General features: G+C 58.2%; 14 protein-coding genes. 3 read left to right on the forward strand and 11 right to left on the reverse strand.

Going from position 1 to position 12485, the window contains the following annotated elements; translation table 11 throughout:
* Positions 1-16 precede the first annotated feature (16 nt).
* Complete coding sequence (locus MHI24_RS10335) at positions 17-127, forward strand: YjcZ family sporulation protein (RefSeq protein ID WP_238652264.1); 111 nt, start codon at positions 17-19, stop codon at positions 125-127.
* A gap of 164 nt (positions 128-291) precedes the next feature.
* Here the strand turns inward: MHI24_RS10335 and MHI24_RS10340 are convergent, their stop codons facing one another.
* From MHI24_RS10340 to MHI24_RS10360, 5 genes are all read right to left on the reverse strand, one after another.
* Positions 292-1512 carry an ABC transporter permease gene (locus MHI24_RS10340; protein WP_340025545.1) on the reverse strand — a complete coding sequence of 407 codons (1221 nt, stop codon included), beginning with the start codon at positions 1510-1512 and terminating at the stop codon, positions 292-294.
* Position 1513: 1 nt separating this feature from the next.
* On the reverse strand, positions 1514-2260 hold the full coding sequence (locus MHI24_RS10345) for an ABC transporter ATP-binding protein (protein WP_340025546.1): 747 nt from the start codon (positions 2258-2260) through the stop codon (positions 1514-1516).
* On the reverse strand, positions 2257-3714 hold the full coding sequence (locus tag MHI24_RS10350; protein WP_340025547.1) for a DEAD/DEAH box helicase: 1458 nt from the start codon (positions 3712-3714) through the stop codon (positions 2257-2259). Before MHI24_RS10350 ends, MHI24_RS10345 begins: the two co-directional genes overlap by 4 nt.
* A 129-nt stretch (positions 3715-3843) precedes the next feature.
* On the reverse strand, positions 3844-4620 hold the full coding sequence (locus MHI24_RS10355; protein ID WP_340025548.1) for an SDR family oxidoreductase: 777 nt from the start codon (positions 4618-4620) through the stop codon (positions 3844-3846).
* Positions 4621-4645: 25 nt separating this feature from the next.
* Positions 4646-5101: a chemotaxis protein CheX gene (locus MHI24_RS10360; protein WP_340025549.1), complete on the reverse strand. Its 456-nt coding sequence runs from the start codon at positions 5099-5101 to the stop codon at positions 4646-4648.
* 398 nt (positions 5102-5499) lie between these two features.
* On the opposite strand from MHI24_RS10360, the gene MHI24_RS10365 reads away from it, so the two are divergent.
* Together MHI24_RS10365 and MHI24_RS10370 are read left to right on the forward strand one after the other, a co-directional pair.
* Positions 5500-6402 carry a LysR family transcriptional regulator gene (locus MHI24_RS10365; RefSeq protein ID WP_340025550.1) on the forward strand — a complete coding sequence of 301 codons (903 nt, stop codon included), beginning with the start codon at positions 5500-5502 and terminating at the stop codon, positions 6400-6402.
* Between the two features lie 41 nt (positions 6403-6443).
* Entirely contained in the window at positions 6444-7253 is an 810-nt protein-coding gene (locus tag MHI24_RS10370; RefSeq protein ID WP_340025551.1) for a histidinol-phosphatase, read from the forward strand.
* Positions 7254-7385: 132 nt separating this feature from the next.
* Here MHI24_RS10370 and MHI24_RS10375 read toward each other — a convergent pair whose 3' ends face one another.
* The 6 genes from MHI24_RS10375 to sdhB all read right to left on the reverse strand — a co-directional run bounded on the left by MHI24_RS10375 (position 7386) and on the right by sdhB (position 12481).
* Positions 7386-8135: an NADPH-dependent oxidoreductase gene (locus MHI24_RS10375; protein ID WP_340025552.1), complete on the reverse strand. Its 750-nt coding sequence runs from the start codon at positions 8133-8135 to the stop codon at positions 7386-7388.
* 248 nt (positions 8136-8383) lie between these two features.
* Entirely contained in the window at positions 8384-8932 is a 549-nt protein-coding gene (locus tag MHI24_RS10380; RefSeq protein WP_340025553.1) for a GNAT family N-acetyltransferase, read from the reverse strand.
* Between the two features lie 60 nt (positions 8933-8992).
* The gene (locus MHI24_RS10385) at positions 8993-9928 is read right to left on the reverse strand and encodes a metallophosphoesterase (RefSeq protein ID WP_340025554.1); all 936 of its coding nucleotides are present in this window, start codon (positions 9926-9928) and stop codon (positions 8993-8995) included.
* Between the two features lie 37 nt (positions 9929-9965).
* Positions 9966-10652, reverse strand: a complete 687-nt coding sequence (locus MHI24_RS10390) for an ion channel (RefSeq protein ID WP_340025555.1) — start codon at positions 10650-10652, stop codon at positions 9966-9968.
* Between the two features lie 17 nt (positions 10653-10669).
* Entirely contained in the window at positions 10670-11479 is an 810-nt protein-coding gene (locus tag MHI24_RS10395) for a DUF3891 family protein (protein WP_340025556.1), read from the reverse strand.
* Between the two features lie 237 nt (positions 11480-11716).
* Entirely contained in the window at positions 11717-12481 is a 765-nt protein-coding gene (gene sdhB, locus MHI24_RS10400) for a succinate dehydrogenase iron-sulfur subunit (protein WP_340025557.1), read from the reverse strand.
* Positions 12482-12485: the final 4 nt, after the last annotated feature.

The following is a 12485-nucleotide window of genomic DNA, read 5'->3' on the forward strand; positions in this document are numbered from 1 at the left end:
CGAAAGGGGAATGAACATGAGCGAAGAAGTTAGAGGCGGATATGGATACGGTCCTTTCACAAGTACAGGTGCTATCCTGGTTCTCTTCATCCTGCTGGTTATCATCAGCCGTTCACTGTTTGTCTAATCGGGAATAACCCCGGGAGGGAGCCCCGTGCTCTCTCCGCTCTACGTGTTACAGCATTCCCTGCTCCACCGGATATGAAGAGAGGAATTCTCTTTTATTTAAAAAATGAATGACAAAGGCCTCACGCCTCTGCGGCTGCAGAGCGGAGGCCTTTTGTTATGGGCTTACAGGTCGTCCTCATCCGCACGCGCTTCCCTGCGGACGGCTGCGGCTCTGAACAGATACGCCAGCAGAAGCCCGCAGGCGAAGGTTCCAAGGACCGGCACCAGCCGCTCTCCAAGCTGAAGCAGGAAGGGCAGCCCGGTCAGCAGGGCCAGCACCAGGTGGCACCGGAACACCAACCGGATCGTCTCCCGGCCCTTGCTGCCTTCCGGCAGCGGGTACACCGTCAGCCAGAAGGATTCGCTGTGCAGCTTGCGCAGCGCCGTCAGCTGAACGCCCATCAGGAAGAGGAAGACCAGATAAATGCCGCTGGCGAGATAGCTGTCCCGGGTCATCCAGACCAGGAACAGGTCCAGCAGGGCAATCCGCAGAACGATGCCGAAGATGTCGCCGCGGGCGAAGCTTTTGGTTAAGAGGAACCGGTAGGCCGTATCCCGCGCCCAGCTTATGCCGCTGCCCCACTTGGACAGATACCGCCGGGCATATACCCGCTGTTCGCGCCCGGGGATATCGACGAACCAGCCGAGGACCATCAGCGCCCGGGTCCCCTGATTCTTCTCCATCGCGATCAGGCGCTCCCAGGCTACCGCGTGACGGCCGGGTACAGCCAGCGCCGCAACATAGGCGGCCCCGAGAATCAGGATGAAGATCAGGGCGCGGACCGGCGGGTGCCAGAACCAGGCGAAGACCATCAGCCCGCCCACCGCCCAGCGCAGCAGGGTATACCCTGCCGCAGCCGGCCGCGAGAGCATCGCTGTCTCCCGCCATAGCCCGTAGCTGGCGAGCAGCTTGACCAGAACCAGCACCAGCAGGGTGGCCAGCAGACCCTTGGGCGACACATCAGTGCGTATGTACAGCGGCCATAATGTAATGAGAACAAAGGCCAGACGCAGAATCTTCCACACATTGCCGCTTACCCAGGACGGAGCGAAATATTCTCTCATCCGGTGGCCCTGCGGCAGCAGGAAGATCGTATCCGGGGTCTGCAGATACGTCCGGAAGCTGCTGTGCACCGCTGCAGGCATCAGCAGAACGAACATAATCCAGCGGATGGGCAGGCCGGCCGGAATATCGCGCAGCAGCGCCGTGTACCAGGCGGAGAACATAATCAGCACCAGCAGGAACACCATGGCTACCCCGCTCTGGATAATGTATCCGATATAAGGGATCAGGCTGCCTGTGAACCGGCTGCGCCGCTGCCGGCGCAGCTCCTTCAAATCCATATCATTTCCCTCCCTGCACCAGCTCATAGAACAGCTGCTCCAGATTCAGGCCCGGCCGCCCGGCCTTCGCGGTCATCTCGGCGAGCGTCCCCTCCGCAATCACCCTGCCGCCGTGCAATACAATGAACCGGTCACAATAGTTCTCAATCGTGGAGAGGATATGCGAGCTGAGCAGAATGGACGCCCCGGACCGCTTCAGATCAAGCATGAAATCCAGCAGGGAGCGGATGCCCAGCGGGTCCAGGCCGAGGAACGGCTCGTCGATCACATACAGGGCAGGACGCGCTACAAAAGCACACATAATCATGACCTTCTGCTTCATGCCCTTGGACAGATGGGAGGACAAGGTATCCATCTTGTCCTCCATATTGAAAAGTGCAGCCAGCTGGACAGTGCGCGACTCATAATCGCTGCGGTCCACACCGTAGGCTCTGGCGGTAAATTCCACATGCTCACGGACCGTCATTTCCTCATAGAGCAGTGGCGATTCCGGGACAAAAGACAACGCGCTGTGATAGCTCTCGGGGTCGCTGCTGCGTGTCTTGCCCTGTACGGTAATCTCGCCTTTATGCGGGGACATCAGCCCCAGGATATGCTTCATTGTGGTGCTCTTGCCCGCACCGTTCAGGCCGATCAGCCCGACCATCTCACCGGGCTGAACCTGCAGGCCGATGTCATGCAGCACCGGCTTGTTCAGGCTGTAGCCTCCGCTGAGGCCCGTAATCTCCAATACAGGAGCTGTACTCATTGACCGTCACCTCTCGGGGTTTTGTTCTTGAGCCATTTCGGGGCTCCTTTATTCTTGCGGTTCCTGTCCCGCTCCGCCTGGCTGCGGGCCTTGCCCCCGCCCCCGGGCCCTCCCGCCGCGCCGCGCGCGCCGGCGGCCTGTCCCGGCCGGTGCTGCTCACGCCGCACTGGCCCCTCACTGCGGGCAGCCGCTTCCCCCGGCTGCCCGGCCGGCAAGCCTCCGGCCCCTCCGGCGGCTGTGCCAGCCGCCGAGATCCGCGCCTGCGGCTTGCCGGAGCGCGGCGCAGGTCCGCCGCCGCCCCTAAGCCCGGCGCGCTCGCCCTGCTGCAGCGCCTGGCCGAAGGCCATCTCCCGCTCGTCCAGCTGGATATCCAGCTCGCGGGCGAATTTGCGCATGATGAACGTCTGCTGCTCCGTAACGATCGTTACGGACAGCCCGCGCTTGCCCATGCGCCCGGTCCGTCCGGCACGGTGGACATAGTGCTCGGAGTCGAAGGCCGGATCGAAGCTGACGACCAGCGTCAGCTTCTCAATGTCCAGACCGCGCGCCGCCACGTCGCTGGCGACCAGCACCTTGAACTTGCCGTCCCGGAAGCGGGCCAGCACGCTCGCGCGCGTCACCTTATCCGCATCGCCGTACAGTGCAGCGGCCGGCAGCCCCAGATGGTTCAGCTTGGCCGTTACCTCGGCAATCGTCTCGGTGGCGTTGACGAAGACAATCGCCCGCTCCGGCTTATAATGACGGAGGACCCGGCGCAGCATGTCGATCTTGTTCCGTTCCTCGCACACGACGTAGTGATGCTCCAGGCTCTGGGCCGTCATCATGCCGGGATCGATGCCGACCTCGGCCGGATTCTTCATCTCCCGGCTGGCCAGCAGCCGGGTCTCCGGGCCGATCGTGGCCGACAGCATGACCAATTGCCGGGTGCGCAGTGCGCTGCTGACGATCTTCGTCACTTCACCGGCGCCGCTGAGCTGGAACATCTGATCTGCCTCATCGAGCACAATCGTAGTCACCTCATGCATCTTCAGCTTGCGCAGCCCGATCAGCTCCCTCACGCGTCCCGGTGTGCCTACCACCAGGTGAGGGTGCTCCCGCAGCTTGTCAATCTGGCGCTTAATCGCCGCCCCGCCGATCAGCCCCATGGCCCGGATACCGCGGTGCGCCCCGTAGCGCTCCGCCTCGCGGAGAATCTGCATCGCCAGCTCCTGGGTCGGGGCCAGGACCAGCTTCTGCAGGGAGCGCTGGTCCGGGTTAATCCCTTGCAGCAGCGGCAGCAGGTAAGCCAGCGTCTTGCCTGTGCCTGTCTGGGATGCGGCCAGAACATCTCTTCCTTCCAGCAGAAGCGGAATCGTCTGCTCCTGTACAGGGGATGGTTCGGTAATGCCGAATTCAGACAACCGGGCAGCAAGGTCCTCCTGGATGCCGATCGCCGCAAAAGAAGCTTTATTCATAATAGGGTTTCATCCTTTACACTTAATATAATATGTTCATTATATGCCAAAAAGGCCTCTCCACCAAATGGAAGGCCATACATTACTGTCCGGACCGGGGGACAAGCGGCTGCTTCGTGGGCCGGACCGTCACTTTCTGTTCATCATGCTGTAGGTCAGCTTATCCGCCAGCCGGGGGAATAAGCCATAGAGACGGATGCCGAACCCCGCCAGACCGGGAAGATCCACTTCCTCCTTGCCCTTCTCCATCAGCTTGACCATCTTCGCGGACACATGCTCCGGAGTCATGATGATCCGGCTGACGCTCCGCTCATAATTGCCGGAAGGATCGGCGGTTTTGAAGAAGTCGGTGGCGATCGGTCCGGGATTCACGGCTGATACGGTAATCCCGCTCTTGCGCAGCTCCTGGCGGAGCGCATTGGTAAATCCGAGAACGGCATGCTTGGTCGCGGTATAGGCAACCGAGCGGGCTGTGCCGATCTTGCCGGCCATCGAGGCCACATTCACGATCTGGCCGCTGCCGCGCGCCAGCATATGCGGAACTACAGCCTTGGTGCAGCGGACGATTCCCATGTAGTTCACATCCATCATGGCAGCGAACTCATCCGGCTCCATCCCGGTAAAAGCAGCGAATTTGCCGTACCCCGCATTGTTCAGCAGAATGTCAATCCGCCCGTACCGGTCCAGCACCGCTTCCATCGTCCGGTTAACCTCCGCCTCATCGGTCACATCACAGACGAACCAGCTGCATTCGCCCTTCAGCTCTGAGGCAAGCGCCCGGAGCTTGTCCTCCGAACGGGCCAGCAGCACCGGGACAGCCCCGCGTTCGCTCAGCATCTGCGCCGTAAGTGCGCCGATTCCGCTGGAAGCGCCCGTAATCACCACAATCTTGCCCTGCAACTTCATCGAATCTTCAGCTCCCGGTTCCCTCTTAAGAGATCATTACCTGAATATCAAGCTCTCCGATGCCTTCCATCATCAGCGGAATGCTGAGCGCCTTACGCGGCAGAACGGACATACCCTCCGACTTCACCAGCCGCGGCGGAGTAATGTCTACTGCTACCCCCTGATTGGAGAGAATAGTACTGGCATTGCCGCTGATCATATTGCCCAGCTCGGAGATGGCACTCTGGCCCATTTCATCCATCTCTGTAATCACATAACCGCCCATCATCACCGACACCATCTTCAGCGCCACCTGTTCAGCAATCCCGAAGATAATATTCCCGCTGAGCTGACCTGTCATTCCCACTTGAATCCATATATGATTATCGATCAGTTCAATGTCCTTGATTCCCAGCATACCGGTGGATGGCGAGACTTGGATTACTTGCTCAATTACGGTTCGTGCAGACTCTAGAAACGGATTAATAACTTCTGCTTTCATGAAAGTGCTGTCCCCCCTCGACCAGTCTTTGGTCATACACCAAAAGTCCTAGCAAATAATGATTTATTATACTTCATATATCGGTATTATTCACCAAAAATTAATGGTCTTGTCGAATGATTTCTAAAGTTAGTTGAGGCCGCAACATTGCCCTCCCGGGAGGAATCTCCTATAATTTAATAAAATGACGACACCCGAGCGGATACGCCAGCACCACCTTAACCCTCCGAGTCAGCCATCAGCAGCACATCTCCCGTGTATTTTGCCGCAACCGGCAGCCTGCAGACTCTTGTGACAGGAACCAGAACTTAAGCGTATCCAACCTCCGGAAAGCAGCGGCTTTCCCTGTATGTACAAATATTCGGCGGCACGATTCCGGTGCCATTAGGGGGCAATTCATGAACATCAGCCAACTCGAAACACTGATTACCATCTCCAAAACCATGAGCTTCCGCAAAGCAGGCGAGCTGCTCAACCTGACCCAGCCGGCGGTCTCCGCGCAGATCAAGAGCCTGGAGGAAGAATTCAAAACCCAGCTCGTGGACCGGAACCAGCCGGTGACGCTGACGGACAGGGGCAAGGTCTTCCTCGCCCATGCTGAGCAGATTGTAGGTATTGTGGACGAGCTTAAGCAGCGCCTTGCCGATCTCGAAGAGAATCCCCAAGGGCATATTATTCTCGGTACCACCACCTCGATTGCCATCCAGATCCTCCCCCGGGTGCTCTCTTATTTCCAGGACCAGTTCCCGCATATCAAAACCTCGATCTCATCCATGTCCTCGTCCCAAATCTACCAGCAGGTCGAGAACGGACTGGTGGATGTCGGCATCGGCTATCTGATCGGGCGCAATCCCGGGATGACCACCTCGGTGCTGTATTATGATACTTTTGAACTGGTCGTGTCGCCCCGCCATCCGCTGGCCCAGGTCAAATCGGCCGGGATTGAAGCCCTGGGCACCATCCCGCTGATCCTGCTCTCGCCCGATACCGTCGGCCGCAAGTTCGTCGATGAAGTGCTGGCTAAGCACGGTATACATCCCCATGTGATTATGGAGCTGACCAGCAGCGAGGAAGTAAAGCGGATGGTCGAGCTGGACCTGGGAGCGGCGGTCATCTCGAAGCAGTCAGTTACCGCCGAGGTCAGGAGCGGTACGCTGCGGATCGTTCCGATCATCGAGCTTGAGGTGACTCACCCTGTAGGTGTCATTACGAAATCCGGCAAATACGTCAATTCAGCGATGAGACAATTCTTAAGCGATCTCAAAGGAATGCCCGAGACCCAATTCATCGGCTCAGAGTAAGTACCTAATCCGCCATTTTGGCCTAAGGAGATGTTTCTATTATGAATTTCGACCTGCACACCCATCATTTCCGCTGCGGTCATGCTGACGGCAATATCAGAGATTATATTGAAGCGGGCATATCCGCCGGCCTGGATGTAATCGGAATTTCCGACCATTCGCCTTACTTCGGCAGCCCGGAGGAGCAGGCCTTCCCGCGGATCGCCATGGCGAAGTCCGAACTGGTTCATTACGTAGAAGAAGTGCTGGCGCTGCAAAAAGAATACGCCGGCCGCATCGACGTCCTGCTCGGTATGGAGTCGGATTATTTCCCGGAGCATGCGGAGCTGTACCGCCAGATCTACGCCGCGTATCCGTTCGATTATATTATCGGCTCGGTGCATCACGTAGAAGAGATCAGTATCTTCAATCAGGGCCGCTGGAAGGGGCTGACGGATGAGCAGAAGCTGGCTTCCAAAAGCGAATACTACCGCCTGATCGCCGAATCTGCCCGCAGCGGCATTTTCCAGATCCTTGGCCATATCGACGCTATGAAGGGCAATTATCCGCCGTTCTCGGAGATCTCTGCGCCCCGCGAGATTGACGAAGCTCTGCGCGTGATCGGGGAGTCCGGACCGGCCATTGAGATCAATACCTCCGGCGGCACCAAGCTGTGCGGCGGCTGGTACCCGTCGGATGAGATTCTGGAGCGGGCGCTGCATTTCGGTGTAGAGGTTACCTTCGGCTCCGATGCCCATCTGCCTGCCCGCGTGGCCGACCAGCGCAATCAGGTGGCAGCCCGGCTGAAGGAGATCGGCTTCAAGCATTGGGTCTATTACAAGCAGCGGCAGAAGGTTACTGTTGCTTTGTAATTGTTAAGCAGGCGGATAACGGCATGCAAACAGAAAATGCACCGCAGCGGCAGGCAGCCTGACGGGAGAGTCCCGTTACGCTGCCTGCTTTGCTGCGGTGCATTTTTGCGCTGGGGTATATCTGTACTGTGCTTAGTCCTGATTCAGATTCCCGCAGGTGAAGCCCTGCTGCTTCAGTGTCCGCTGGGCATCCCCGTACTGCGGATTCAGGGCATAGAAGCGGGCGATGGTGCTGCTCCAGTCCCTCTCCGTCAGGCCCTGCGCCTTCAGCGATTCACGGTGGACCGCGTTGTATGCTTCAATCAGGCCTAGCTGGTCTGGGTTATAGACCTCCTCATGATAGACAGCAGCCATAGGCAGACGCGGCCGCTTGGGCTGCTCCTCCGCCGGGTAGCCGAGGCAGAGGCCCACGACCGGGAAAACATACTGCGGCAATTGCAGCAGCTTGATTACCCCGGCGGTATTGCGGCGGACGCCGCCAATCGGGATAATACCCAGCCCCAGCGATTCCGCCGCTGCCACCGCATTCGCCAGGGCGATGCCGACATCGGTCGCGCCGACCAGCAGGGCATCGACATCCGCAGCCGTCTCGAACGGCTGGCCTTCAAGCTCAGCTGCAAGCTTCGCGCGGTGGAAGTCCATGCAGAAGACCAGGAAGACCGGCGCTTCCGCCACATGCTTCTGGTTCCCGCTCAGCACCGACAGCTGTTGTCTGCGTTCCTCGCTCCGCACGGCAATCACCGATACCTGCTGGCCGTTCACCCACGATGGAGCCGCCTGGGCCGCTTCAATAATCAGCTTCAGCTTCTCCGGCTCCACCGTCTGCCCGGAATAGTGCCGGTAGGAGCGGTGGTTCGTAAGCAATCTAATTACATCATTCAAGAGCTCATACCCTCCCCAAGTTATATACTTATCCATATACGATGTACACTATCATAGCCCAAATTCCGTCGAGACCGCCAGTATGTGATGCTATGCTCCTCATCCGCATAGGCACCTTTACGCTCCACGCATGCAAGTAGCAACACAAAAAAATGGACCCGAAGCATCGGGTCCCAACAGCATTTATATTTTCAAAAGGGGGTCATGTACTTAGTTTAACCGCTGACTGTTAGAGTTTGATAACGGGTTTATTTCATTTGTGTAACAAGTGTGTACACCTTCATTACATCGCCTGAGCCGTCTGCCATCGGCAGTGTGCGCTCCAGGGTCAGGCCATTCTTGAGCAGTACCCGGGCCGACCGGAGATTATCTCCCCGGCAGCGTCCCTCAATCTGCCGCAGCCCCAGCTCCCGGAAGCTGTAAGCCAGCAGCAGCCCGACAGCTTCTGTCGCATAGCCGCGGCCCCACCACAGCGGACTAAGCATATAGCCGAGCACCGCCTTGCCCTCATGGCGGCTCCAGCTCTGCAGCGAGACTGATCCGATCAGCTCCGGCTGTCCCTTGAGATAGATGCCGGTGTGAAGCGCAGAGGGATCATAGCCGTGCAGCATCCGCTTCACCAGCTTATCCAGCACGCCCTGCTGTGAAGACGAGCCTTGGCGGAGCTGAATATGCGGCTGCACCTCGGGGTGGGAGAGCAGCTGCTTCAGCATCGCCCCGTCGCCGGGTGCCATGGTCTTCAGTTCGATGGACTGGCCTTGCAGCGCCAGGCCCATAATCATCTCATACGTGCTCATGAGCTCTCCCTCTTCCGCTCTTGTTAGGCCTCTCCCCGGAGCGTGACCATCCACCGTCCACTACGCCCGGCGCAGCGTCAGGACAGTAAGCTCCGGGCGGCACAGGAAGCGCAGCGGCATCATCGTCTCGCCGAAGCCCCGGTTCACATATACCGGCATCCCTGTATTCTCTGTATAATACAGGCCGTTTATGTACTTGCGCGAGCCGTAAGGCGTGAACGGAGCTCCGGCAAGCGGCAGGCGGATCTGCCCGCCATGGCTGTGCCCGGAGAGCTGCAGGTGAAACGGATACGCCTCGGCAATATCGGCGTAATCCGGCTCATGCATCATCAGCACCGTGAACGTGCCGTCCGGAATATCCTTGACCGCCGCCTCCGGGTCCGGCTTGCCGTGCAGCATATCATCCAGTCCGGCGACCGCCATCACTGCGCCGCCCTGCCGGATCAGGTAAGCCTGGTTGCGCAGGACGCGGAAGCCCGCCTCCTTCAGCAGCCTGGTCAGCAGCTCCGTATTCTTGTAATCATGATTGCCGAGAATGGCATATTTCCCAAGCGGGGCTTCCAGTTCAGCCAGTATAGAGACCGAATCGGCCAGATCCTCGGCATAGCTGTCCACGATATCCCCGGTGAAGCAGATCAGGTCCGGCTGCTCCTCGCGGATATGCTTCACCAGCCGGGCCACATCGCGCGCATCCTTGTTGAACCCTAGATGCACATCGCTGAAATGGATCAGCCGGGTTCCGGCAAAAGCCGAAGGCAGCTTCTTCAGCGGCAGCTCCAGCCGGTTCACCTCTAACCAGTTCGGCTCCCCCTGCCAGGCATATCCGCCGGTCAGCAGCGCCGCACCGGCCAATGTCCCCAGCCCGCGGGTCAGGAACTGGCGGCGCGTCATCGTGCGCCTGCCCGGGTCTTCCGGCTGCGGCGGCACCTGTCCCCCGCCGTCTCCGGCGGCGGGTATCGTTTTGCCCGGAGAGCCTCCGAACGATGGTTTGCTCATCAGGAGATTCTCCTTTCTATCTTGAATTCTAATTGGGTTATTGTCGATCGGGTACGGCTTCATCCGCCTTGTCATCAATATCTACTTCAATGGCCGCCTCAATCTCTTCCTCCGTGGTATTTCCTCCAAGAATCTTGCGGAACAAGCCCAGCATGGACAGCGCATAGGCGACCGTTATGAAGCTGAAGCAGATTTGCATGACTACAACCAGCCTTGAGGTATTATCTATGGGAGCTATATCCCCGTAACCGACTGTCGTAAAGGTAGCCACACTGAAATAGAGAAACGTAACCAACTGGCTAAGCAGATCCTGGCCTAAGCCCTTTCCCTGGAACGAGGACTGTCCAAACAGCTTATAAATCGATGTATATACGACTGTAAAAAAAATAATGCAGGTGAACGTAGCGATGCTGATCCGGACCAGCGTCTGCTGCAGCCTGACTTCCTTGCTGTTGGAATCCCGGATTTCATGGAAAATAAACAGAATATAGAACAGGACTGAAGCCAGGACAAAAAGCAGAATCAGTCCGCGCAGGCCCCGGTTGCCGGGCACAATCGTACCCAGATCGATCAGGTTCAGCAGATCCTCCACCGAGATCAGCGCATAGATCAGAACAGGAGCGAGCAGCACGCCTCTGCCCATCCAGTTCAGCTTCACCCGGGCAAACCTCAGTACCAGCAATACAAAGACAACGATATTGAAAGCCCAAATCCACCATGCCATGGCTTTACGCTCCTGTTCTATGCTCTCGCCCGCGAATCTTCCTCCGGTCCGCTTATGACTCTGATCTTGCATTCCTGCTCCGGTGCCTCATGATAGGCCCGGGCAATGCCCTTATCCTGTACCGCTTTAAGGCTGACCCGCCGCTGCTTGAAGCTGACCTCGATGTCCTGTGTGAACGGGAACGGGGACAGTGTAAGCGTGCGGCTGTCCTGCCACTTGGCCTGAATCGCACGGCCGGAGGTGAAGCTGAACTCCTCGCTGCCGGAGAAGCCGTCCACGAACCACGGATGCTTCTCGGATTCCTTGCTGCCCGGCTCATTCAGCGCCAGGAACAGCGAGAGATCATCACAGAACTGGAGCAGTCTGGCATCATAATACAGCTCGCCTTCCTGGAGCGGCTTCTCCTCCTCCAGCCTGCGGTGGATGCGCGCCCGGCGCTCTGCCTCATCCTCCAGGTACTGCGTCAGCTCGGGGCATTCTTCCCCTGATACCTCAATCAGCCGTTCGAAATGCGAGCTGCACAGCAGCGCCCCGTAAGGCGTCTGCGCTTCTATTTCATCGATGCCCCGTCTGTAGAAGGTCAGCTTCGGCACCACCGGGAAATCGATGAAGCTGTACGGCTGCCCCTCCGCATCATTCCAGAACGGCGTCTCATCGAGATCAATCCAGCCCCGGTCATGATGGCTCACCGCCCACAGAACCTCGGCCCGCCGCCCCTCAGCAGGCGTATGCTCCTCCTTGAACCATTTTGCAAATTCCCCGGCCAGCAGCCCGTGGTCGTGCTGCTTCATCATGACGAGCGCGCCGTCCTGTTCACGACATATCATTGTCTATTCCTCCCCGTTGTCCACTGCCTGACTATTGCCTTCAGCACTGCTGCCATCAGCTATGTAGATTCATGTAGATTATAACATATCCGCCTATATTTCTCGGAATCCGGCGGCCTATGGATATTGTATGTGTACCCTTTTTGAGACTGTACAGAAACATTACAGCGGACGGCAGTCATTGCCAAACAGGCCATTCAGGAGGAATCCCGAATGGCCTGCGGCTATGGTTATAGATTAGACACCCAACCAGCGCTTGAACATATGCTTGGTGGTCTGCTTGTTGATCTCGGCAATGGAGGTTGTCAGCGGAATGCCCTTCGGGCAGGCGCGGACGCAGTTCTGCGAGTTGCCGCAGCCGTCGATGCCGCCGTCCTCCATCAGCGCCTCCAGGCGGTCCTCCGCATTCATCTCGCCCGTAGGATGCGCGTTGAACAGGCGGACCTGGGAGATGGCTGCCGGACCGATGAAGTTCGTCTTCTCATTGACATTCGGGCAAGCCTCCAGGCAGACGCCGCAGGTCATGCACTTGGATAATTCATAAGCCCACTGGCGCTTCTTCTCCGCCATACGCGGTCCCGGACCGAGATCATAGGTTCCGTCAATCGGAATCCAGGCCTTGACCCGCTTGAGGGCATTGAACATCCGGCTGCGGTCAATCACCAGGTCGCGGACGACCGGGAAGGTCTTCATCGGCTCGATGCGCACCGGCTGCTCCAGATTATCGATCAGCGCAGCGCAGGCCTGACGTGGCTTGCCATTGATGACCATCGAGCAGGCGCCGCATACCTCTTCGAGACAGTTGGATTCCCAGCATACAGGAACGGTGCTGTCGCCCTTCGCGTTCACCGGATTGCGCTGAATCTCCATCAGTGCGCTGATGACGTTCATCCCCGGACGGTAAGGAAGCTCGAATTCCTCCGTATACGGGCTTGTCTCCGGTTCATCCTGGCGGGTAATAATGAACTTTACATTTTTGGGAGCTGCTGCAGTTTCCGCCATGTCA

It is taken from the genome of Paenibacillus sp. FSL K6-1096 (genome assembly GCF_037977055.1).
In the GTDB taxonomy this organism is placed as follows: domain Bacteria; phylum Bacillota; class Bacilli; order Paenibacillales; family Paenibacillaceae; genus Paenibacillus_AQ.

Bases quoted from the DNA above. Each gene is read 5' to 3' on its own strand.
- MHI24_RS10335 (WP_238652264.1), top strand. From the start codon at position 17: ATGAGCGAAGAAGTTAGAGGCGGATATGGATACGGTCCTTTCACAAGT.
- MHI24_RS10370 (WP_340025551.1), top strand. From the start codon at position 6,444: ATGAATTTCGACCTGCACACCCATCATTTCCGCTGCGGTCATGCTGAC.
- MHI24_RS10350 (WP_340025547.1), bottom strand. From the start codon at position 3,714: ATGAATAAAGCTTCTTTTGCGGCGATCGGCATCCAGGAGGACCTTGCT.
- MHI24_RS10395 (WP_340025556.1), bottom strand. From the start codon at position 11,479: ATGATATGTCGTGAACAGGACGGCGCGCTCGTCATGATGAAGCAGCAC.
- MHI24_RS10355 (WP_340025548.1), bottom strand. From the start codon at position 4,620: ATGAAGTTGCAGGGCAAGATTGTGGTGATTACGGGCGCTTCCAGCGGA.
- MHI24_RS10380 (WP_340025553.1), bottom strand. From the start codon at position 8,932: ATGAGCACGTATGAGATGATTATGGGCCTGGCGCTGCAAGGCCAGTCC.
- MHI24_RS10340 (WP_340025545.1), bottom strand. From the start codon at position 1,512: ATGGATTTGAAGGAGCTGCGCCGGCAGCGGCGCAGCCGGTTCACAGGC.
- MHI24_RS10360 (WP_340025549.1), bottom strand. From the start codon at position 5,101: ATGAAAGCAGAAGTTATTAATCCGTTTCTAGAGTCTGCACGAACCGTA.
- sdhB (WP_340025557.1), bottom strand. From the start codon at position 12,481: ATGGCGGAAACTGCAGCAGCTCCCAAAAATGTAAAGTTCATTATTACC.
- MHI24_RS10365 (WP_340025550.1), top strand. From the start codon at position 5,500: ATGAACATCAGCCAACTCGAAACACTGATTACCATCTCCAAAACCATG.
- MHI24_RS10345 (WP_340025546.1), bottom strand. From the start codon at position 2,260: ATGAGTACAGCTCCTGTATTGGAGATTACGGGCCTCAGCGGAGGCTAC.
- MHI24_RS10390 (WP_340025555.1), bottom strand. From the start codon at position 10,652: ATGGCATGGTGGATTTGGGCTTTCAATATCGTTGTCTTTGTATTGCTG.
- MHI24_RS10385 (WP_340025554.1), bottom strand. From the start codon at position 9,928: ATGAGCAAACCATCGTTCGGAGGCTCTCCGGGCAAAACGATACCCGCC.